We start from the raw sequence: 21,922 nt of genomic DNA, 5'->3' as shown, positions 1-21,922 counted from the left end.
CCACGAAGTTCTGCGCTCATCCTTCGCTCCGCTACGTCGTGAGGACCCCGACATGACCACGACCACAGTTCCCACCACTGGCACGCTGCTCCGCCTCGCGACCGCCGGCTCCGTCGACGACGGGAAGTCCACCCTCGTCGGCCGACTGCTCCACGACACGAAGTCGGTCCTGTCCGACCAGCTCGCCGCCGTCGAGCGGGTGTCCCGCGACCGGGGCCTCACCGCCGCCGACCTCGCCCTGCTCACCGACGGACTGCGCGCCGAGCGCGAGCAGGGCATCACCATCGACGTCGCGTACCGCTACTTCGCAACGGCACGGCGTTCCTTCGTCCTGGCCGACTGCCCCGGACACGTGCAGTACACGCGGAACACGGTCACCGGCAGCTCGACAGCCGATGTCGTCGTCCTGCTCGTGGATGCCCGCAAGGGCGTCCTCGAGCAGACCCGACGCCACCTCGCCGTCACCGCGTTGCTGCGCGTGCCGCACGTCGTCGTCGCCGTCAACAAGATCGACCTCGTCGACTTCTCGGCGGAGGTCTTCGAACGGGTCAACGCCGAAGTGCAGGCCGTGGCCCGTGAACTCGGCGTCGAGGACGCCATCGCCATCCCCGTGAGCGCCCTCGATGGCGACAACATCGCCGACCGTTCCACCCGCACACCGTGGTATGCCGGACCGACCCTTCTCGAGCTGCTCGAGTCCCTGCCCCCGTCGGACGACCCCACGCGCGAGGCCTTCCGCCTGCCGGTGCAGCTCGTCATCCGTCCGCAGGGTGCCGCTCGTGACGAGGCCCACCGCGACTACCGCGGGTATGCCGGTCATGTCGCCTCCGGCGTCGTGCGCGTCGGTGACGAGGTCGTGGCCCTGCCCTCGGGCAAGCGCTCGACGGTCACCGGAATCGACCTCGGCAAGCGGTCACTGGACGAGGCGTTCGCACCGCAGTCGGTGACTCTGCGGCTCGCCGACGAGATCGACATCTCGCGCGGCGACGTCATCGCGTCCGTGGCCGATGCTCCCGAGCCCACGCAGGACATCAGGGGCGTGGTCTGCTGGCTCGGCGACGCGCCGCTTCGTCCGGGGCAGCGTCTCCTGCTCAAGCACGGCTCTCGGACCGTGCAGACCGCGGTGCGCGCGATCGACGGCGCACTCGACCTCGACGATCTGCAGGCCGTTCCGTCAGAAGCCCTGTCCCTCAACGACATTGGCCTCGTGACCCTGCGCCTCGCGAGCCCGGTTCCCGTGGAGAACTACTCGACCTCGCGTCGTGGAGGATCATTCCTCCTCATCGATGCCCACGACGGTCGTACTGTCGCCGCGGGCATGGTGGGCGCGACCCTCCCGACGTCTGCCGATGCCCCGACCCAGCCCGAGGGTGACGAGGAATGGGACATCTGAAGTCGGCTCTGCCGGTCGCCCTCGACCTCACCGACCGACTTGTCGCCGTGTTCGGCGGCGGGCCGGTCACCGGGCGACGCCTCCGGGCGTTCCTCGGCGAGGGTGCTGTCGTGCGCCTCGTCTCCCCGTGGATCTGCGAGGACGTGCATGACCTCGTCATCAGCCACCCGGAACGCGTGACGTGGCTGCAGCGCGACTACGCGGGCCCGTCCGACCTCGACGGCGCGTGGCTCGCCCACACGGCCACGGGTGACCCCGATGTCGACAGCCGCATCAGTGCCGACTCGACCACACTGCGCGTGTGGTGCATCGACGCCACTGACGCTCGTGCGACGCGCGCCAGCGTCCTTGCCCGCACGCAGGTCACGACACCCGACGGCACCGTGCAGATCGCCGTCCACGGTGGTGGCGACCCTCAGCTTGCCGCCACGGCCCGCGACGGAATCGACCTGGCTCTGCGGACGGGGCTGATCGACCTGCGACGCCACCGTCCCCGCGGCACCGGGTGGGTCGCGCTCGTGGGTGGCGGCCCTGGCGCCGATGAACTCCTCACCGCCCGCGGCCACGAACTCCTGGCATCGGCGGATGTCGTCGTGGTGGACCGACTTGCCCCGCGCGGCATCGTGTCGCGCCTTCCCGAGTCGGTGCGCGTCATCGACGTCGGCAAGACGCCCGGCAACCACCCGGTCCCCCAGGAACGTATCAATGAGATCCTCATCGAGGAGGCGGAGCGCGGCCACGGAGTCGTCCGGCTCAAGGGTGGCGATCCCTACGTGCTCGGTCGCGGAGGCGAGGAACGTCTCGCGTGCGAGGCACACGGCATACCCGTTGAAGTTGTTCCCGGCGTCACGAGCGCGATCTCGGTTCCGGCGGCCGCCGGCATCCCGGTGACCCACCGCGGTCTCGCGAAGTCGTTCACGGTCGTGACCGGCCACGAGCAGATCCCGACACTGCCGTCCGGGACGGACCACACCCTCGTGCTCCTCATGGGTGTCTCCCATCTCGCCGACACGGCGACAACGCTTGTCACACAGGGCCGTCCGGCGACCTGCCCCGTCGCGATCATCGAGCGCGGCTACTCCCTCGACCAGCGGGTCACGGTCGGAACACTGGCGGACATCGCCGTGCTCGCCGTCGAGCGCGGAGTCGTGTCACCAGCAGTCGTCGTCGTCGGCGACGTCGTGCGCCTCGCCCACTCCTGACCCACCACCACACACAAAGGCCGGTGCCGACCACCTGAGGGTGGCCGGCACCGGTCTTGTGTTGACCGTTCAGGTCACGAGGACCTGGCGGGTCAGTGCGTTGTCATCACCTCGTCGGTCTCACGACCGGCGAGAAGGCCGACCAGGCGCCCACACCATTGGCGTTGACAGCCCTGACCTGGAACCTGACGTTCCTGCGGTCCCTCAGCCCAGTGACAACCGCACTGGTTGCGGCGGGGTTCGTCACGATGAAGTTCGCCGCGACGGCCCGGTCCCGGGTCGCATCCACGATCCGGATCTGGAAGCCGGTGATGGGGCTTCCGCCCGTGACCGCCGGTGGGGTCCACCTCACGGTTGCCGAGCGAACGCCGGCTGTGGCCGTGACACCCGTCGGGGCATTCGGGACCACCGCGGCCGCCGGGGCCAGAGTCACCGCGTTGGACGTGACCGTCTCCGCAGTGCCAGCACCGTCGGTGTAGCGAACGAGCACTCGAACATTGCTGCCCCGGATGGCGTCCGTCACGGCCAGCGTGGAGCTGGTCGCACCGCCGATGTCCGTGAAGGCTCCACCGGCAACACTGCGCTGCCACTGGAACGAGAACGTCCCGAGGCCGTCAGCGTCGGCGATCGTGTTGGTGGCGACCGACAACGTCGTCCCGGCTGCGTTGAGTGAGGCCACCGCCGCACCCGAGGGGGCACGGTTGTTGGTGTTCACGGTGCCGTCGGCGAACTGAAGACGCTCAATCCGCCACAGCGTGTCCGTGCCGTCGACGCCGCCGTCGTTGTGGACGACGGTGACCGAGCCGTTGGGCTGCGTCGTGATGACGTACTCACTCTGCGGGCCAGTGAACACGGCGGTGTCGACTGTGTTCGCAGCCGGCGTGCCGTTCTCGATGAACCGGACGATCCGAAGGTCACCGGGGTTGATTCGACCCGCGAAGACATCGGCCTGAATTTCGCGGATGCTGTCCACGAGCTTCGTGTCGGCCGGTGCCGGGGTTGCCGGGTTCGGCGCCTGGATCTTCACGTTGAGCCACCGGTCGCCATCGATCACGTCGTTGCCGCCGCGACCCTCGATGATGTCGTTGCCGTTGCCACCGAGCAGGATGTTGCCGCCGGTGAACCCGGTGGCACCTGCCGGCAGCAGGGCGTCGGCGCCCGCGACCCGGGCGATGCCCGCGGCGTTGAGCGAGTGGTCGACTCCGTTGAAGTCGGCCGCTTCGCGGCTGTCACCGCGCAGGGTGTCGTTCAAGTTCCACCCTGACAGGGCTTCGACGAGGTCGAACCGGTCACGGAGGTCGTTGATCGTCGGCGGCAGTGCGACGGTGATGTTCATGTCCGAGTTGGCGGCCTTCGGATCACCCTTGTGGGTGGTCCAGTCGAAGCCCAGCATGCCTTCGGCGCGCTGGATCCCCGGGCCCAGGTGCATGATGTCGTCGCCACCTTCGGCGTCCATGTCCTGCTCGCCACCATCACCGTCGATGACGTCGTGGCCACCATCCGGATCGTTCTGGAAGGCCTGACCCATGTCTCCCTGCAGGAGGTTGAACGGGCCTGCGCCACCCTCGATCCAGTCGTCGCCGGTGTCACCGAAGACGGTGTCGATGTCATCTCCGCCCAGGACGAAGTCGTTGTCCGGGCCAGCGAAGGTCTCGGCAATGTCATTGCCCATGTTGATCAGGTCCTGGCCTTCGCCACCTTGGTTGAGGTCGCCACCGAAGCCCTGACCGTTGCTGATCGCGTCGTGGCCGGGGCCACCCTTGATCGTGTCATCGCCGTTGAGGTCGTTGAGGATGTCGTCGCCCATACCACCGATGATGTTGTCGGCGCCGTCACCGCCCTCGATCCAGTCGTTGCCGCCGTTGCCGCGGACCGTGTCGTCACCTTCACTCGACCAGATCCGGTCGCCCACGTCGTCACGACCGTTGAACACGACGTGCTCGGTTCCACTGAACCGGATCGTGCCGCCGGGCTGCCAGGCGAGGTTGGGCTGGGCCGCCTCGTTGTTGTCCGGGGTCGTGGCGTCATCGACGATCGGTCCACCGACCGGGCCCATGTTGGGCAGGTTGAACATGAGGTCCGGGCGGCTGAAGATGTCCGAAGGCATCCCCGAGACGTCCGCGTTGCGCGACACCAGCTCACCGAAGGAGTTGCCCTCGAGCTGGACGAGCAGGTTGAGACCCTGGACGCGGGCCAGGTAGTAGAACCGGTCAGCGAACTGCAGGTCCTCCATCTGGTGCTCGAAGACGTAGTTGAACGTCGACCCGAGAAGGCCACCGCCCACCATCTGCTTCTCCGCGAGGCCACCGACCCAGAGGTCGATGTTGTTGACACCGGTCTCAGTGTTGGCCCAAGCGCCCATTCCGAACATGAACTCTTCCCAGTCCGCCGGCGGGAGACCAGGGTTGCTCTCATCGCAGCCGACAGGCACGTTCGGTGCCGTGCACACGGTGGTCGGGTCGTCCGGGACGGGAATCGGTGTGCCGCCGACGATCCGACCGGCAGCCGCACGCTTGGCCGCCAGCGTGGTCGCGTTCAGGACGCTCGGGTGGCGTCCGTAAGCGGCGACGAAGTTGACCAGCGACTCGCTGTGCTTGAGGTTGAAGCCCACGTCAGACCAGTTGTCGTACGGCCTGACCTGCGAGTTCTGCGACTCCGCGTAGAACGCTCGACGCGCCTCGTTGAGCGTCGGGATTCCGGTGTCCCGGGCCCGGGCGATGTTGATCGTCGGGAGGTCGAGCGGAAGGCCGAGCAGGTTGTTGCGCAGCGTCTCCGTGACGAACTCGTCGATCTCCTGTCCCGGTTCCCTCGTCATCCCTCGGAAGATCTGCCCTGCACCCTGTTTCGGCGTCAGCGCAGTGGCCCCGTTGCTGGTGAAGTGCGTCGGGTTGAGGAATGCCGTGATCAGATCAAGGCTCGTGTCGCCACCAGTGGCCGTCGTCCGCTTGATGTCGTCCGTGAGCATCGAGTGACCGAACCGGTAGACGGCGTGGGCAAACTCGGCCTTGATGGCCGGGTTCGTCGTCGTCTCGTAGCCCGTGCCGCCCTCACCGAAGGCGTTGATCAGCGGCTGGACCTTGCGACCGAACTCCTCGAAGACGAGGTGCTGGTACTCCATCTCGGTGACGAAGCGGGCCGCCTGGAACAGGCGCTCGCCGTACTGCCAGCCACTGGCGGTGTTGACCGCCCGCCACTGGTTCTGGAAGGCCGTGTCCTGCAGGTTGATCAGGGCGTGGATGTTGTCGGCCAGACGGTTGTGCTCCGAGTGGAAGACGTGGTGGACGGCCGTGAGTCCGATGTTCTCGTTCACCCGTCCGTCGCCGGCGACGAAGTGCGCGTTGAGCATCTCGTCGTCGTAGGTGTCGCGCGCATGCGGCTGGCCGGACAACGTGAGAACGGTGTCCGTGTCCGCCGGTCGCGGACTCACCGTCCCACCGACTCCGTCCGGGTCACCCATCGGCACCGCGTGGTGGGCGATGTCGTCAAGGAAGGCCTGGCCCGTGCGGATGGCGTTGGCCGGAACCAACACACCCAGGTTGTTGTTCGCAGCCGGGTTTCCCTCGACCTTCGTGCCATCGGGGAGCAGGAATTGCGGGAAGCCGTTCGTGCCGGGCTCGAAGTGCCCGTACGGGTCGGTGGCGAGCAGCGGGATGTTGAGGACGTCCGTATCCGTGAGCTGGATCCCCAACTTCGTCCGCGCCTCGGCCTTGAGGGTCGCCCAGGTGGCCATGCCCCCTTCGCCGTTGATGACGGTCTCGATGAGCTTGCCGTTGGGCACAGGCCGGTTGGCGGTGCTCGCATCGCGCGTGTAGGACCTCAGGAAGACCTGGTGCGACGGGTGCGAGGTGTACGTCTGGTTCTGGTCGACGAACGGGGTCGCCTTGTTCGTCGCCTCGTGCTGGGCGTTCGTCTTCGCTCGCGTGAGGAGCATGAACGGGGTGTTCCCAGCCCGGGCGCGAAGCGGGTCGTCTGCCTTGAGGGGCATGTAGATGGTGCCGCCGCTCTTGTCGACCAGGTCGAGTCCGTGGTCGAAGAACTGACCGAACAGCGTGAACATCGCGTTGAACGGAGCAGAGAGTCCGGCGTCGGGAGCCACGTTGCCAATCGGCAGTGTCGCTCCAGCCGGGAAGGTCGCCAGCTCAGCATCGGTGAGACCAGACGCGGCAGCCGCGGCGGCGTTGCTCTTGGTCTGGTCGACGATGAGGTTGCTGATCACGCGCGGCTGGGAGTCCTGAACGAAGGATGGAGTGCTCGATGTCCCCACCTCGGCGTATGAGGTCGGGCTCCCCTGAGTCTTCGGGCCAGGTCCGTCCGGGTCAAACGGAGTATCGACGGGCTCGGCAGCCTTGAAGGAGCCCGGCACCCGCCTGGGGAAGAGCTGATCGGACGCGCCGAACTTCTCCTGCCCTGCGATCAGGTTGTTGCACGAACCGTCGACGGTGCGCAGGCCCCACGGCAGGAGTTCGCCGTTCGTGCCCTGGTTGGGAATCTGGTTGGGCCCAGTGCCCAACAGAGTCGAGCAGGGCTGTGCCACAGTACGACTCGCGACGTGAGCCTCTGAGATCTGGATCTGCTTGAGGATGAAGTTGAGGTCTCCACGGTCCAGCTGGAAGCCGGCGCCAATCGGCGCGGCTTGGGACTGGGTGACCGTCACCGCCAAACCCAAGGATGCGACCAATGACGCTGCCGCAACCGACGTGACGATCCCCCGTCGTCGTCGTTGCGGCGGCGCTTTGCGATGACGCGCTCCTGGTCGCGTTCGACTGGCTGAGGCTTCTTCAGGTACCGGCATCGTGGCCAGCCTCCTTCTGCTTGAAAGCACGCCAACGGCATGACGCGCAAGGCACCGAGCAGTGCACAGGCACAGGGTGATCCGGCCCCCGTGACAAGGACGTGAAATCGCAACGGCATAGACCCTTGTGACCACCCCCGTGATCCCCTCGTGACCATTTCTCCGGAAGCCCGAACAGCCCCCTCACCCCGCTGCTAGCGTCGCAAGTGGTTGGTCCAACGAGCCGGCATGAGGGGGGCTCTGAGGCCAGAGCACACACGTTGGAGGTCGCGAGTGCAAGGCATCGAAGTTCGGTTGTTCGGTCGGCTTCACGTTCGTCGGGCCGACGGATCGCTCGTCCGCAACAGCGAGTGGTCGACCAGCAAGACGAAGGATCTGCTGCGGCTTCTGGCTCTCGAGGCCGGGACCCCGGTGTCGAGGGACAAGCTCGTCAGTCGGCTGTGGCCCGACGCGGACGAGCAGCACGCCGGTGCGAGTCTGCGCACGGCAGCGTGCCGCTTGCGGCGAGTTCTCGGCCCGGAGCACATCGGGCGGCTCGACCACTCCCTCATGCTCGACAACGCCTGGGTGGACACGCAGGCCTTTGGCGAGGCGGCCGAGGCGGCCGAGCGAGCACGACGAGTTGGTGACCACCGCATGGTCGTCCAGATGGCGCGCGAGGCCGAGACCCTCTACCCCGGTGACCTCGATGTCGCGGAGTCGGACGGGGACTGGTTCGAGACCGTCCACGACTGGCGAGACGTCTTCTTCCAGATCCTGCTCGATGGCGCGGACTCGGCGGCGTCCCTGGCGTGGATGCGCGACAGCCTGGCCTTCGCACGCAAGGCACACCGACTCGATCCCTCGTCCGAACGTGCGGTCCGGGCCACCATGCGGGCGCACTCCGGCCTCGGGGAGACCACGAAGGCCCTGAGGTCCTACAGCGCCTTCAAGACATTGCTGAACGAGCAGTACGGCGTCGACCCGTCACCCCAGACGCAGGCGCTCTTGTCCGAGTGCCTCGAGATGACGAACCTACAGACTGCGGTGCAGTCACCGACCTCTGCTGTCGAGTCGGTCTCCGATGCACTCCAGCGGTTGCAGGAGGCGGGTGGGACCGGCGTCCTCTGGCTGCGAGGCGAACCCGGCAGTGGGCGCCGAGCCGCCGTGGCGACCGCCTGTCGCGGCCTGAGCCTGTCGTTGCAGTTGGCCCATCGGCTGGATTCCGACCCCGAGCAGACGCCGGCGGAGGGGTCGGCGCTCCAAGGTCAGGTCCTTCTCCTGCACGCACGCGTGACCACGACACCGGCCGAGATCCGTGACATCGTCGACTTGGCGCGGCGTCGACACGCGATGGTCGTCATTCCGGTGGAGACTCTCGACCACATTGGCGCGGCGGCCCGTCCCACACCCCACCCGCACGAGTCCGCTTCGATGGAGGTGGTCGAGGTCGGCCAACTGTCCGACGTCGACCTGGAGCGACTCATCAGGGTGGTGCTGCAGGCTGAGCCGTCGCCCACCCTCGTTCAGTCGGTGAGCGCAAACACGAACGCATTGGCCGAACGGGTCATCGGCCTGCTCCGTCGATGGCTCGCCGAGGAGCGGCTGGTCTGGACCGCGGCAGGGATGCAACTCTCGTCACCCCTCACCGAGGCGACGGCCGTCGATGCTGCCCCCGCCACGACAACGGGCTCGCTGGGAGCCATCTCGATTCCAGCCTGACGGCCGAGACGGGACACACGCAAAGGCAAGACGCCGGTATGCCGTGTTCTCACGGCATACCGGCGTCTGTCGTTCCGGTGTGGTCTCGCCTACTTCACGAGCGAGCGGAGGACGTACTGGAGGATGCCGCCGTTGCGGTAGTAGTCGGCCTCGCCGGGGGTATCGATGCGCAGGACCGCATCGAAGCTCACGTCCTCGCCACCCTCCTTGGTCGCGACGACCTTGACCGTCTTGGGGGTGCGACCCTCGTTGAGCTCGGTGACACCGGTGACCGAGAAGGTCTCGGTGCCGTCGAGCCCGAGCGAGTCGGCGTTCTGGCCCTCCGGGAACTGGAGCGGGAGGACGCCCATGCCGATGAGGTTGGAGCGGTGGATGCGCTCGTAGCTCTCGGTGATGACGGCGCGGACGCCGAGGAGTGCCGTGCCCTTGGCCGCCCAGTCACGCGACGAACCGGAGCCGTACTCCTTGCCACCGAGGATGACGAGCGGGGTGCCCGCAGCCTGGTAGTTCGCCGACGCGTCGAAGATCGTGCTCTGCTCGCCGCCGTTGGTGAAGTCGCGGGTGAACCCGCCCTCGACACCGTCGAGCAGGAGGTTCTTGAGGCGGATGTTGGCGAACGTGCCGCGGATCATGACCTCGTGGTTGCCGCGACGCGAACCGTAGGAGTTGTAGTCCTTGCGCTCGACGCCGTGCTCGGCGAGGTACTTGCCCGCGGGGCTGTCGGTCTTGATCGCACCGGCCGGGCTGATGTGGTCGGTCGTGACCGAGTCGCCGAGCTTCGCCAGTACGCGGGCGCCCTCGATGTCCGTGACCGGCGTCGTCTCCATCTGCATGCCGTCGAAGTACGGAGGCTTGCGGACGTAGGTGGAGTCGGCGTCCCACTCGAAGGTGTTGCCCTCGGGGGTGGGCAGGCTCTGCCAGCGCTCGTCACCGGCGAAGACGTCGGCATAGTCCTTGGTGAACAGTTCCTGGCTGATGGCACCTGCGATGGTCGCCTCGACGTCTGCCGGGCTCGGCCAGATGTCCTTCAGGAAGACGTCGTTGCCCTCCGTGTCCTGACCAAGGGCGTCTGATGCGAAGTCGAAGTTCATCGTTCCGGCCAGCGCGTAGGCGATGACCAGGGGCGGCGACGCGAGGTAGTTCATCTTGACGTCGGGGTTGATGCGACCCTCGAAGTTGCGGTTGCCCGAGAGGACAGAGACGACGGCGAGGTCGTTGTCGTTGACCGCCTTGCTCACCTCGTCGATGATCGGACCCGAGTTGCCGATGCACGTCGTGCAGCCGTAGCCGACGAGGTGGAAGCCGAGCTTCTCGAGGTAGGGCCACATGCCGGCCTTGTCGTAGTAGCCCGTGACGACCTTGGAGCCGGGCGCCATCGACGTCTTGACCCACGGGGCGACCGTGAGGCCCTTCTCGACCGCGTTCTTGGCGAGCATGGCGGCGGCCATCATCACCGACGGGTTCGACGTGTTGGTGCACGACGTGATCGAGGCGATCGCGACGATGCCGTGGTCGACCTCGCACGCCTGCCCGTCGATCGAGATCGAGACCGGGTTGCTGGCGCTGTCGCCGTTGAGAAGTGCGGAGTGGGTCGGGCGTCCCGCCTCCTGCGAGACCTCGTGCACGTCGTGGGAGGGAGCGTCCGAGGCCGGGAAGGTGCCCATGAGCTCCTCGTCGACCGCGCTCTTCTCGATCCCGTTGCCGTCGACGACGTAGTTCTTGAGGTCGGCGCGGAACTGCTCCTTGGCGCCGGACAGCGCGATCCGGTCCTGGGGACGCTTCGGGCCCGCGATCGACGGAACGACCGTCGACAGGTCGAGCTCGAGGCGCTCGGAGTAGCGGGCCTCGGGCTGGTCGGGCCCGGCGTGCAGCCACATCCCCTGTTCCTTGGCGTACGCCTCGACGAGCGCGACCGACTCCTCGGAGCGGCCGGTGAGCCGGAGGTAGTCCAGCGTGACGTCATCGATCGGGAAGATCGCGCACGTCGAGCCGAACTCGGGGCTCATGTTGCCGATCGTCGCCCGGTTCGCGAGCGGCACGGCCGAGACGCCCTCGCCGTAGAACTCGACGAACTTGCCGACGACGCCGTGGTCGCGCAGCATCTCGGTGATCGTGAGGACGACGTCGGTGGCCGTCGCGCCCTCGGGGATCTGACCGGAGAGCTTGAAGCCGACGACGCGCGGGATGAGCATCGAGACGGGCTGGCCCAGCATGGCGGCCTCGGCCTCGATGCCGCCGACGCCCCAGCCGAGGACGCCGAGGCCGTTGACCATCGTCGTGTGCGAGTCGGTGCCGACGCAGGTGTCGGGGTACGCAACGGTCTTGCCGTCGAGCTCACGGGTCATGACGGTCCGGGCGAGGTGCTCGATGTTGACCTGGTGGACGATGCCGGTGCCCGGGGGGACGACCTTGAAGTCGTCGAACGCCGTCTGGCCCCAGCGGAGGAACTTGTAGCGCTCGTTGTTGCGCTCGTACTCGATCTCGACATTGCGCTCGAACGCGTCCTGGCGGCCGAAGACGTCGATGATCACCGAGTGGTCGATGACGAGCTCGGCCGGCGCGAGCGGGTTGATCTTCTCGGGGTTGCCACCGAGGTCGGCGACGGCCTCACGCATGGTGGCGAGGTCGACGACGCAGGGCACACCGGTGAAGTCCTGCATGATCACGCGAGCGGGCGTGAACTGGATCTCGGTGTCGGGCTCGGCGTTCTCGTCCCAGCCACCGACGGCGCGGATGTGGTCGGCGGTGATGTTGGCGCCGTCCTCGGTCCGCAGGAGGTTCTCGAGGAGCACCTTGAGGCTGTACGGGAGGGTCTCGCTGCCCTCGACCGCGGCCAGCCGGTAGATGTCGTAGGCCTTGTCGCCCACCTGGAGTTCACCGTGTGCCTTGAAGCTGTCAGTGCTCGTCACGAGCCTGCTCCCTTCCGCGCGTCATCGCGTGTGTGTCGGTCCACCGAATTATCTTGACGTCAAGATACTAGCGGACGCCTCGTCCTGTCCACCTTCCCACGCCACCCATGTCGAGGGGCAGGGGGTGCCGGGGCGTGGACGTTCTGATTCAGCACGACGAGTCCGTTTGCCGTGTGCTCACCCTCGGATGATGTCCTCGGCCACGTCGACGGCCCGATCGATGGGTACGGCGAACCCGATGCCGATCGAGCCGGAGGCACGACCAGAGAGCGTGGCGATGGCGGTGTTCACCCCGACGACCTGGCCGTCGAGATTGACGAGTGGCCCGCCCGAGTTTCCCGGATTGATCGAGGCATCGGTCTGGATGACCTGCTGACGCACTCCCCCGCCCAGGCTCGCCCGCCGCTCGACCGCACTGACGATGCCCGCGGTGACCGTACCGTCCAAGCCGAGTGGCGAGCCGACGGCGATGACGGGCTGGCCGATGCGCAGGGCGGACGACGTGCCGATCCGCGCGGGTTCGAGGGCTTGCGGGTCGGCCCTCAGGACGGCGATGTCGTCGTCCTCAGAACTCCCGACGACCACGGCCGACACGGAGCGCCCACTGGCGAGCTGCAGGCTCACCGAGGAAGCTCCTTCGATGACGTGATGGTTCGTCATGACGTGGCCCCGATCGTCGAGGACGAACCCCGATCCTGTGGCCTGACCGGCACGCACCTGCACGACGCTCGGAAGGATGGCCTGCGCCGCCGCCTCCTCCGTGCCTGCGGCTGATGCAGGGGCGCGACCCGACGGCGGTTCGACGGCGATGCCCGACCCGGACGAGGGGACGGCGTCCGGGCCGAGCACGACGGCTGCGCCGGCTCCTGCCAGTCCTCCGGTCAGTGCTGCGGCCAGGAGGAGGGTTGGGAGGCGGCCGCGTCGCCGCTCCCGACCGGGTGGTGGCACAGGAGATGTCCCGGTCGAGTCTGTGGGCCGCCCCACGTCGCGACCCACGGCGCCGAAGATGGGGTGGTCGCCCCAGGTCGCGGTCGGGACGTCGGGGGCGGAGGCAGGCATGGGACGGCGGAGGAAGTCCGGGCCGGCGGGCTCACCGAGGCCCGGCCACGTGACCAGGGGCACGCGGCGCTCGCCATCGGTGGGTGGGGTGGACATGGGGCCCATCACCTCTCCTTCGTCGTTCACGGAAGCCGCGCGAACCAGCGCAGTGACATCGCCCCGGCGCCGAGTCCGAGGAGGAACCCGGCGGCTGCGAGGTAGGGCGTGATCTCTCGCGCTTCGGTGCGCCACCCGATGGATGACCCGATGTCCTCGTAGACCTCGGCGAGCTCATCGCCGCTCTCGGCGGTGTAGGCCACTCCCCCGGTGCCGTCGGCCAGCGCGGCGAGGGCCTCGACGTCGACGGGCACCGGCACCAAGCGACCCTGGATCTCGACCGTCCCCTCCTGGGTGCCGTAAGCGATCGTCGAGACCGGAACGCCTGCCTCCGAGGCCGCGACCGCGGCCTCGTCCGGGCTGCGTCCGGAGGTATTGGTGCCGTCGGACAGCAACACAATGCGTGCCGGGACGTCGACGGACTCGTCGCCCCCGGACATGGACGCAACCTGGTCCAGTGACGTGAAAACCGCTTCGCCGATGGCAGTGCTGTTGGCCATTGGCAGGCCATCGAGCGCGGCCGCCACAGCCTCGTGGTCCTTGGTCGGCGGGGCCACCACCGAGGTCGATCCGGAGAAGGTCACGAGACCCACGTTGAAGGTGTCGGGCAGATTCTCGATGAACGAGGCGGCCGCTTGCTTGGCAGCGTCCATCCGAGTCGGTTCGACGTCGGTCGCCTGCATCGAGCGAGAGACGTCGAGGGCCACGATCACCGTCGCCCGCTCGTGCGGAACGCGGACGTCGATCACTGGCCGGGCAGCCGCGAGCGCGAGCGCGCTCAAGGCCAGGACGAAGGCAGCCGCGGGCGCGTGCCGACGCCATCCCGGTTGGTGGGGAGCAACCTTCTCGAGCATCGGCAGCGAAGCGAAGCGGACGGCATACCGGCGTCTGCGCCGCTGGAGGACGACGTAGGTGACCGCGAGCGCCCCCAGCGGAAGGAGGAGCAGCAGCCAGATCGGCGCGAGGAGGTCCATCAACGCACCCTCCGAACGGGGCGACGCGCGCGACGCCTGGACAGGATGTATCGGGCGAGATCACGCACCCAGTCGGAGTCAGTGCGGACGACGACGTGGCCCGCGCCGGTGGACCGGACGGCGTCGGCGACGTCGGCGCGGTGCCGGGCCGCGAGTTCGGCATATCGTCGTCGCAACGCCGCACTCGTGTGGACCTCGCGCGAGCGTCCGGACTCGGGATCGCGCAGGACCACGAGTCCGAGGTCGGGCAGCTCCATCTCGCGGGGGTCGAGCACCTCCATGACGATGACGTCGTGCCGGGAACACAGTCGTCGCAGGGCGGGCTCCCAGGTGAACGGTCGATCGGTGGCGCCGTCGGGGTCGATGAAGTCACTCACGATCACCCGCAGCCCCGGCCGGCGGTGGCGCCGCTCAAGAGCTGTGATCGCCTCGCCCAACGTTGTGGTGTCGCGACGCACCTCGGCACGGGGCGCGCCCGCCACGGTGCGCAAGGTCCGTCGGGCGCTGACTCGACCCGGGAGCGGAGCGTCCCACTCCAGCCCGTCGGGTGTGAGGTGAGCGACGCCGACGCGGTTGCCGGGGCCGTCCGTGAGCAGCCCCACGGAGCCGGCCACGAGGGCAGCGACGTCACGCTTCTCGCTGCGCGCGGTGCCGAAGTCCATGCTCGGGGTTTCGTCGACGAGGACCCACGTGTCCAACTCGTGTTCGGCCAGGGGCCGCCAGACGTGGGGCTCGCCGGTGCGAGCGGTGACGTTCCAGTCCATGCGTCGGACGTCGTCCTCGCCCGCGCGGTAGCGGACGACCTCCTCGGGCTCTGACCCGCCGCCCAGTCGCATGCCCGCGCGATCCCCTTGAAGGAGACCGTTGAGCCTTCGCCGCACGACGAGATCGAGCGCCTTGAACGCTCGGTCACCGTCGCGGGCGAGGTCGCGCAGGGGCTCAGCCATGAGGGCCGGGCCCTGTCGGGGCGTGGTCCGCCAGCGGGGCGACGGTGTCGTGCTGTCCGGGGGCGACCTCGGGCAACGGGACGGCCGCGATGACGGCATCCACGACCACCCGAGGGTCGATCCCGTCGGCGACGGACTCGAACGAAAGGACGAGGCGATGCGACAGGACGTCCGCAGCCACGTCCGTGATGTCCCCGGGCAGCACGTAGTCGCGGCCGCGGAGCAGTGCCAGCGCTCGCCCGGCCGCCACGAGTCCCAGGGTCGCGCGGGGACTCGCCCCGAAGTCGACGACGCCGTCGAGGTGGCCGAGTCCGAACCGGTGTGGCTCCCGCGTGGCGATGACCAGGGCCACCGCGTACTGGGCGATCGCGTGGTGGACGAAGACCCGGTCCGTGGCTCGTTGCAACTCCGCCACCTGGTCGAGCTCCAGCGTGAGGTGCGCCGAAGGAGGGTCGACGCTCATCCGTTGGAGGATCGTCAGCTCCTCCATGTCGGTGGGGTACCCGACGTCCACCTTGAGCAGGAAGCGGTCCCGCTGGGCCTCGGGGAGTTGGTAGACGCCCTCGGACTCGATCGGGTTCTGCGTCGCGAGCACGAGGAAGGGAGCCGGTAGGGCGAAGGTCTGCCCGCCGATCGTCACCTGCCGCTCGGCCATCGCCTCGAGGAGCGCCGACTGCACCTTCGCGGGCGCACGGTTGATCTCGTCGGCGAGGACGAGGTTGGCGAAGATCGGCCCGAGTTCGGTGTCGAAGGCGTCGCTCGACGGACGCCAGACCCGAGTGCCCACGATGTCGCCCGGCATGAGGTCGGGGGTGAACTGGAGCCGGGCGAACGTCCCGCCGATCGCGTCGGCGAGGGTGCGGACCGCGAGGGTCTTCGCCACGCCGGGAACGCCTTCGAGGAGGACGTGGCCGCGCGCCAAGAGTCCGACGAGCATCCGCTCGACCATGTGGTCCTGACCGACCACGACCTTCTTCACCTCGAACAGGGTGCGCTCGAGGGCCGGGCCGCCGATCAGCGGACGCTCTCCGGCTTCGGCGTCGCTCACAGCGAGCTCGTGTCGGGCGTCTCGCCGCCCGACTTCTCCGGGCAGTCCTCCCGGCCGCCGATACGCACGCTGTTGCCCTCGGCAGGCACAGTGGAATCGGATTCGACGATCGTGGCGTAGCCGGTCTCCCTCGTCTCCCCGCCACCACCCATGGCGTATGCCGCTCCGACACCTCCGCCGACGAGGAGCAGTGCCGCTGCCCCCGCCATGGCCCAACGCTTCGCGCGACGCGCGCTGTTCTCGTCGGGGCCGGAGAGGGAGGTGTCGAGAGTGTGGTCGGCGTGGTTCGTCATGGGTTCACTCCTGCTCTGTGTCGCCGGCGGCGAGTCCTCCGCGGTGGAGGGCCACGTCCAGACCATCAACTGGGACCGAAAGTGAGCGGCAAGTCCGAGGAAAGTCGAGCGAAAGGTCGTTGGGGCGAGGGCCGCACCCGCGATTACCGTGAGGACATGCGGCTCCTGATCATCGAGGACGAGGAGGGCCTGGCCAGCGCGCTGCGCATCGGCCTGGTCCGTGAGGGGTACGCCGTCGACGCCGCCACCACCCGACGCGAGGCGATCGACAAACTCGCGCTCACGGCATACGACGTGGTCCTGCTCGACCTCAACCTTCCCGACGGGAGCGGCTTCGACATCGCCGCCGGGCTGCGGTCGGGAAGCCTGCCCACGCCGTCGGGAGAGGATGTGCGCATCCTCATGCTCACTGCCCGCGGGAGCCTCCCCGACCGCGTCCGAGGCCTCGACGTCGGCGCCGACGACTATCTCGTCAAGCCGTTCGCCCTTCCAGAACTCACCGCACGGCTGCGGGCCCTGCTGCGACGCGACGTCCGTGGCTCGACATCGATCCTGCGTGTCGGTGACCTCACCCTCGATGCCAGCCGACAGCTCGCCCAGCGCGGCGAGCGGGAACTGGCCCTCACGCTCAAGGAGTTCGGGGTGCTGCGCTATCTCATGAGCAACCCCGGCCACGTCGTGTCGTCCGAGGAACTCCTCGAGCACGTGTGGGACGAGAACGCCGACCCGTTCACCCAGACGGTCCGCGTGACGGTGGGGACCCTGCGGCGCAAGCTCACGACCGGAGAGGAGCCGCAGGTGCTCGAGACCGTCATCGGTCGCGGCTACCGGCTGCGCGAGGAGGCTCTGGCATGACGGTCCCCGCGTGGGCGCGCACCATCCGGGCACGGCTGGCGCTGACCTACTCGGCGCTGTTGTTCGGCGTCGCCACACTTCTGCTCGGCGGGATCTACCTCGCCCTGTCACAGTCGATCGAGTCCAAGCCACTCGATCCGGTGACCGTCAAGAAGTTCGAGAAGGGTGGCGGCGGAATCGTGAACTACCGCCCGGGTGAGGACTTCCAGGCGGCCGACATCCGAGACGTGCAGGAGTACGTCAACTACACCACTCTCGAGACCCTGCGCACCTACTCGTTCATTGCGCTGGCCGTGCTCTTCCTCCTGAGTCTCCTCATCGGCTGGTGGGTGGCGGGCCGTGCCCTGCGACCGGTCGAGCGCATCACGACGACCGCTCGCGAGATCACGGCCTCCGACCTCTCGCGGCGCATCGGCGCCACAGGCCCTCGCGATGAGCTGCGCACCCTGGCCGACACCATCGATGACATGCTCGGCCGACTCGAGAGGTCGTTCAGCGCCCAGCGAACCCTGGTCGACGACGTCTCGCACGAACTCCGCAATCCCATCGCCGTCGTGCAGGCCAACGTCGACGCCGTGCTGTCACGCGATGACACGACCCACGATGAGCGCGCTCACTCGGTGAGCGTGGTCTCGCGGGCGACCCACCGGATGGCCAGCCTCGTCGACGACCTCCTCGCGACGGCGAGGACGAGGTCGGGCGCTTTCGTCGACCGCGAAGTCGACCTCTCCGAACTGGCCGACGAAGTGGTCGAGGAACAGCGCCTGCTCGCCGAGGGCCGCGGCCTGCGTCTGGTTCGTCGTCTGGCCCCGGGGCCCCGCGTCGTCGCGGACGCCGAGTCCCTCAGCCGGGCACTCGACAACATCCTCGCCAACGCCGTCCGACTCTCCCCCGGTGGCGGGGAGGTGACCGTCGCCTCCGGCTCGATGCGCGGCTGGGCCTGGGTGGCCGTCCGCGACGAGGGGCCCGGCATCGCCGAAGGTGATCGCGAGCGCGTGTTCCAACGTTTCGGACGGACCGGTGTGGCCCGCGACCACGACGGTCACGGTCTCGGCCTGTCCATCTCCCGCCAGGTCGTCGAGTCCCACGAGGGACACATCGCCCTGTTCGGCGAACCGGGCGTCGGCAGCACGTTCGTGGTCTGGCTCCCCGATCGCGCGATCAGGCGCGATGAGGACCGCGAGCGAACCCCGCCCCAGACCGACCCCTTGGGACGGGCCTGAGCCCGAATCTCGTGGCGTCCGCTGGACCAACCAGTGCGGGTCGGTGCATCTTGCTGCCGTCGTTGCGGCGCATCCGATGCCCGCGAAGGGCGGTCACGTCTCGTCGCGCACGTCGCGCTCGCGGGGCCTGAAGATCGCGACGCACTCGATGTGGTGGGTCATCGGGAAGGCGTCGAACGCGCGCAGTGATGTGAGCGCGTAGCCGCGCTCCATGAGGTATGCCGTGTCGCGGGCGAATGCCGCCGGGTCGCAGGCCACGTAGGCGAGCGCCCTGGCGCCGAGCGCCACGACAGCCTCCACGACCGCCTTGCCCGCTCCCGTGCGAGGGGGGTCGAGCACGACGATGTCCGCACTGGGTGGCAATTGGCTGTGCGGCCTGCGTGGTCCCGTGCGTCGCCGACCCCGACGTGAGCCGGCGACCCGACCCGTCGACTCGACTCCGAAGACGTGATCGACCCTGCCCTGGATGTAGTGGACCCAGGGGGTCCGCTCCACGTTGAGGCGGGCCTGGGTCACCGCCGTCGCGTCCGACTCGACCGCGACGACCTGACCTTCGGGTCCGACGGCTTCGGCGAGCGCCGAGGCGAAGACCCCGACACCCGCGTAGAGGTCGAGGCCCCGCTCCCCCGGCCGTGGTTGCAGTCCGGAGATGACGGCATCGACGAACGTGGCCGAGGCGCCGAGGTGCACCTGCCAGAATCCCCGTGCGCTGACGTCGAATTCTCGCGAAAGTGCCTGAGCCGCAACCTTTTCGGTGACGACCGGGGCCGTCGGCTCGTCGGACGGAACGCGGACGACGACAGCCGGCCCGACGCTCGGGGCCACGACGTCGACGGCCTTCTCGTCGGGCCAATGGCCCTGCAGCACACCGGTGCCCACGACATCCTCACGCGCGATGAGGCAGTCGTCGATGACGATCAGGTCGTGGCTCCGGTGTCGACGCATTCCCGCTCGACCCGAGTCGTCGACCGCGAACTCGGTGCGGGTGCGCCACCTCAGACCCTCGACGTCGCCGGGCACCGCTTCAACCGTGACCGCGAGGTCGACACCGGCCAGTCGTCGCAGCTGCTCCTCGACGACCGCCGCCTTGAGACTCCGCTGCTCGCGAACGGCAACGTGCTGGAAGTCGCAGCCACCGCACAGGCCGGGGCCGGCATACGGGCAAGGTGGTTCGACGCGATCAGGTGAGGGGCGCAGGACGGCAACGGCATCGGCACGCAGGAATCGGTCGCCCGGTCCACCCTCGGTGATGCGGGCCCGCACCTCCTCCCCGGGCAGGGCGTGACGGACGAAGAGGACGCGGCCCTGATGTCGTGCGACGACGAAGCCCCCGTGGGCGATGGGTCCGGCCTCGATGACCACCTCGTCGCCGACGCGGAGACTGTCGGCAGCCCCAGAATGCTCACTCACCGTTGTCACCCTTCGCCACGTCGGACGTCGCCGACCACCGGACCGTCCATGCGCTCCTCGACCCCCTCGGACGAAGCCAGCTGCCAGGGGACGCTCGACACCATGACGCCGGGGGTGAAGAGCAGGCGCCCCTTGAGCCTCAGGGCGCTCTGGTTGTGGAGTGCCTGTTCCCACCAGTGGCCGAGGACGTACTCGGGGATGTAGACGACGACGATGTCGCGCGGATTGCCCGAGCGCAGGGACTTCACGTACTCGACGACCGGGCGGGTGACCTCGCGGTAGGGGCTGTCCAGCGCCTTGAGGGGCACCGGGATCTCTCGGCGGTCCCACTCGTCCTGAAGCGCCCTGGTCTCGGCGGGGTCGACGTCGACCGTGACCGCCTCGAGGCTCGAGGGCCTCGTGGCTCGCGCATAGGCGAGCGCGCGCAGCGTCGGCTTGTGGACCTTGGACACCAGCACGATGGCGTTGACCCGCGAGGGCAGGAGCTGCTGCTTCGTGTCAGCCGGGTCGACCCGCAGCTCGTCGCGCACCCTGTCGTAGTGCCGCTTGATCCGCATCATGAGGAAGAAGAGCACGGCCATCGCGGCGACGGCGTAGCCGGCACCGTGGAGGAACTTCGTGGCGAGGACGACGAGGAGCACGAGGCCGGACATCGCCGCACCGACCGCGTTGATGATCCGGCTGCGGTGCATGCGTGCGCGTGCGCGTCCGTCCTTCTCGACGGCGAGCAGGCGGTTCCAGTGGCGGATCATGCCCGTCTGGCTGAGCGTGAAGGAGACGAAGACCCCGACGATGTAGAGCTGGATCAGCTTGGTGACCTGGGCGTCGTAGAGGGCGATGAGGGCTGCCGCTGCCCCGGCGAGGATGAGGATGCCGTTGGAGAAGGCCAACCGGTCGCCCCGCGTGTGGAGCTGACGCGGCAGGAACCCGTCACGGGCGAGGATCGACCCGAGCACGGGGAACCCGTTGAACGCCGTGTTGGCCGCGAGGAACAGGATGAGCCCGGTGACCACGGAGACGAGGACGACACCGGGGTGGAATCCCTCGAAGACCGCCTTGGCCACCTGGCCCATGACCGTGTCCTGGACATGCTCCTCGCCGACGGGTCGGCCGTCCCTGAGCAGCTGGGTGGCAGGGTCCTCCGCGATCTTCACGCCGGTCCACCTGGCCAGAGCGACCATCGAGGCGAGCATGGTGATCGCCATGGCGCCCATGAGGAGCAGGGTCGTGGCCGCATTGCGACTCTTGGGCTTCTGGAAGGCGGGCACTCCGTTGGAGATTGCCTCGACCCCGGTGAGTGCCGCGCATCCGGACGAGAACGCCCTGAGGAGGAGGAACGCGAGAGCCGCGGTGCCGAGGGCCTCCATGCCCGGTTCGGCCACCAGGTCGTAGCCCGCGCTCTCGGCCTGGGGAAGCGTCCCCCGGGCCTCCCGGAAGAAGCCGACCGCGGCCATGCCGAGGACGGTGACCATGAAGAGGTAGGTCGGGAGCGCGAACGCCTTGCCGGACTCCCGGACGCCCCTCAGGTTCATCGCGGTGAGGAGGACGACGAGCGTCACGGCGGCAGCCACCTCGTGTCCGCGCAGGAAGGTGAAGGCCGACGCGGCGTTCTGGATCCCGGCCGAGACGGACACGGCAACGGTGAGGACGTAGTCCACGAGCAGGGCACTCGCGACGGTGAGGCCCGCCTTGGGGCCGAGGTTGACGCTCGCCACCTCGTAGTCGCCGCCCCCGGACGGGTAGGCATGCACGTTCTGCCGATAGCTGAGCACGACGACCGCCATGACCACGACAACGGCCAGGGCGACCTCCCACGAGTGGGTCGCTGCCAGAGCTCCTCCGGCAAGGCCCAGGGTCAGGAGGATCTCGTCCGGCGCATAGGCGACGGACGAGAGTGCATCACTGGCGAAGACTGGTAGGGCCAGACGCTTCGGGAGCAACGTCTCACCGAGCCGGTCGGACCGCATCGCACGCCCGAGGATGACGCGTTTGACCACGCGACCGGAAGAACTCACGAGCG

Annotated in this window: 14 protein-coding genes; 5 read left to right on the top strand and 9 right to left on the bottom strand. The window is 68.4% G+C overall.

Annotated elements, in window-relative coordinates; translation table 11 throughout:
* The first annotated feature begins 52 nt into the window (after positions 1-52).
* Both N802_RS07195 and cobA read left to right on the top strand, forming a co-directional pair.
* Positions 53-1,393 carry a sulfate adenylyltransferase subunit 1 gene (locus tag N802_RS07195; protein WP_035914453.1) on the top strand — a complete coding sequence of 447 codons (1,341 nt, stop codon included), beginning with the start codon at positions 53-55 and terminating at the stop codon, positions 1,391-1,393.
* Positions 1,381-2,595, top strand: coding sequence for a uroporphyrinogen-III C-methyltransferase (gene cobA / locus N802_RS07190; RefSeq protein ID WP_035914089.1), 1,215 nt, complete (start codon positions 1,381-1,383; stop codon positions 2,593-2,595). The genes N802_RS07195 and cobA overlap by 13 nt, the downstream gene beginning before the upstream one ends.
* Positions 2,596-2,701: 106 nt before the next feature.
* On the opposite strand, the gene N802_RS07185 is transcribed toward cobA, so the two are convergent.
* On the bottom strand, positions 2,702-7,249 hold the full coding sequence (locus N802_RS07185; protein ID WP_052109557.1) for a peroxidase family protein: 4,548 nt from the start codon (positions 7,247-7,249) through the stop codon (positions 2,702-2,704).
* A gap of 411 nt (positions 7,250-7,660) precedes the next feature.
* Between N802_RS07185 and N802_RS07180 the strand changes: the two genes are divergently transcribed.
* Positions 7,661-9,088, top strand: coding sequence for an AfsR/SARP family transcriptional regulator (locus N802_RS07180; RefSeq protein ID WP_035914086.1), 1,428 nt, complete (start codon positions 7,661-7,663; stop codon positions 9,086-9,088).
* An 89-nt stretch (positions 9,089-9,177) separates the two neighbouring features.
* On the opposite strand, the gene N802_RS07175 is transcribed toward N802_RS07180, so the two are convergent.
* The 6 genes from N802_RS07175 to N802_RS07150 form a co-directional block, all read right to left on the bottom strand.
* Positions 9,178-11,955, bottom strand: a complete 2,778-nt coding sequence (locus N802_RS07175) for an aconitate hydratase (protein WP_425402465.1) — start codon at positions 11,953-11,955, stop codon at positions 9,178-9,180.
* 219 nt (positions 11,956-12,174) lie between these two features.
* Positions 12,175-13,152, bottom strand: coding sequence for a S1C family serine protease (locus N802_RS07170; protein ID WP_211254355.1), 978 nt, complete (start codon positions 13,150-13,152; stop codon positions 12,175-12,177).
* Positions 13,153-13,178: 26 nt separating this feature from the next.
* Positions 13,179-14,126 (bottom strand): VWA domain-containing protein, encoded by a 948-nt coding sequence (locus N802_RS07165; RefSeq protein ID WP_211254354.1) that lies wholly within the window; start codon positions 14,124-14,126, stop codon positions 13,179-13,181.
* Positions 14,126-15,073, bottom strand: a complete 948-nt coding sequence (locus N802_RS07160) for a DUF58 domain-containing protein (protein WP_035914081.1) — start codon at positions 15,071-15,073, stop codon at positions 14,126-14,128. Before N802_RS07160 ends, N802_RS07165 begins: the two co-directional genes overlap by 1 nt.
* A complete protein-coding gene (locus N802_RS07155; protein WP_245613850.1) occupies positions 15,066-16,121 on the bottom strand; it encodes an AAA family ATPase in 1,056 nt (351 codons plus the stop codon). The genes N802_RS07160 and N802_RS07155 overlap by 8 nt, the downstream gene beginning before the upstream one ends.
* Complete coding sequence (locus N802_RS07150; protein WP_035914080.1) at positions 16,118-16,414, bottom strand: hypothetical protein; 297 nt, start codon at positions 16,412-16,414, stop codon at positions 16,118-16,120. The genes N802_RS07155 and N802_RS07150 overlap by 4 nt, the downstream gene beginning before the upstream one ends.
* 156 nt (positions 16,415-16,570) lie before the next feature.
* Between N802_RS07150 and N802_RS07145 the strand changes: the two genes are divergently transcribed.
* Together N802_RS07145 and N802_RS07140 are read left to right on the top strand one after the other, a co-directional pair.
* The gene (locus N802_RS07145) at positions 16,571-17,269 is read left to right on the top strand and encodes a response regulator transcription factor (RefSeq protein WP_035914079.1); all 699 of its coding nucleotides are present in this window, start codon (positions 16,571-16,573) and stop codon (positions 17,267-17,269) included.
* A complete protein-coding gene (locus N802_RS07140; protein ID WP_035914078.1) occupies positions 17,266-18,492 on the top strand; it encodes a sensor histidine kinase in 1,227 nt (408 codons plus the stop codon). Before N802_RS07145 ends, N802_RS07140 begins: the two co-directional genes overlap by 4 nt.
* A 93-nt stretch (positions 18,493-18,585) precedes the next feature.
* Here N802_RS07140 and N802_RS07135 read toward each other — a convergent pair whose 3' ends face one another.
* Together N802_RS07135 and N802_RS07130 are read right to left on the bottom strand one after the other, a co-directional pair.
* A complete protein-coding gene (locus N802_RS07135) occupies positions 18,586-19,902 on the bottom strand; it encodes a class I SAM-dependent RNA methyltransferase (RefSeq protein ID WP_035914443.1) in 1,317 nt (438 codons plus the stop codon).
* A gap of 5 nt (positions 19,903-19,907) precedes the next feature.
* Positions 19,908-21,917 carry an APC family permease gene (locus N802_RS07130; RefSeq protein ID WP_035914442.1) on the bottom strand — a complete coding sequence of 670 codons (2,010 nt, stop codon included), beginning with the start codon at positions 21,915-21,917 and terminating at the stop codon, positions 19,908-19,910.
* Between the last annotated feature and the right edge of the window lie 5 nt (positions 21,918-21,922).

It is taken from the genome of Knoellia sinensis KCTC 19936 (assembly GCF_000768705.1).
Taxonomy (GTDB): domain Bacteria; phylum Actinomycetota; class Actinomycetes; order Actinomycetales; family Dermatophilaceae; genus Knoellia; species Knoellia sinensis.
The sequence above is the reverse complement of the archived record's forward strand: the minus strand, read 5'-3'. Positions and strand labels throughout refer to the sequence as shown.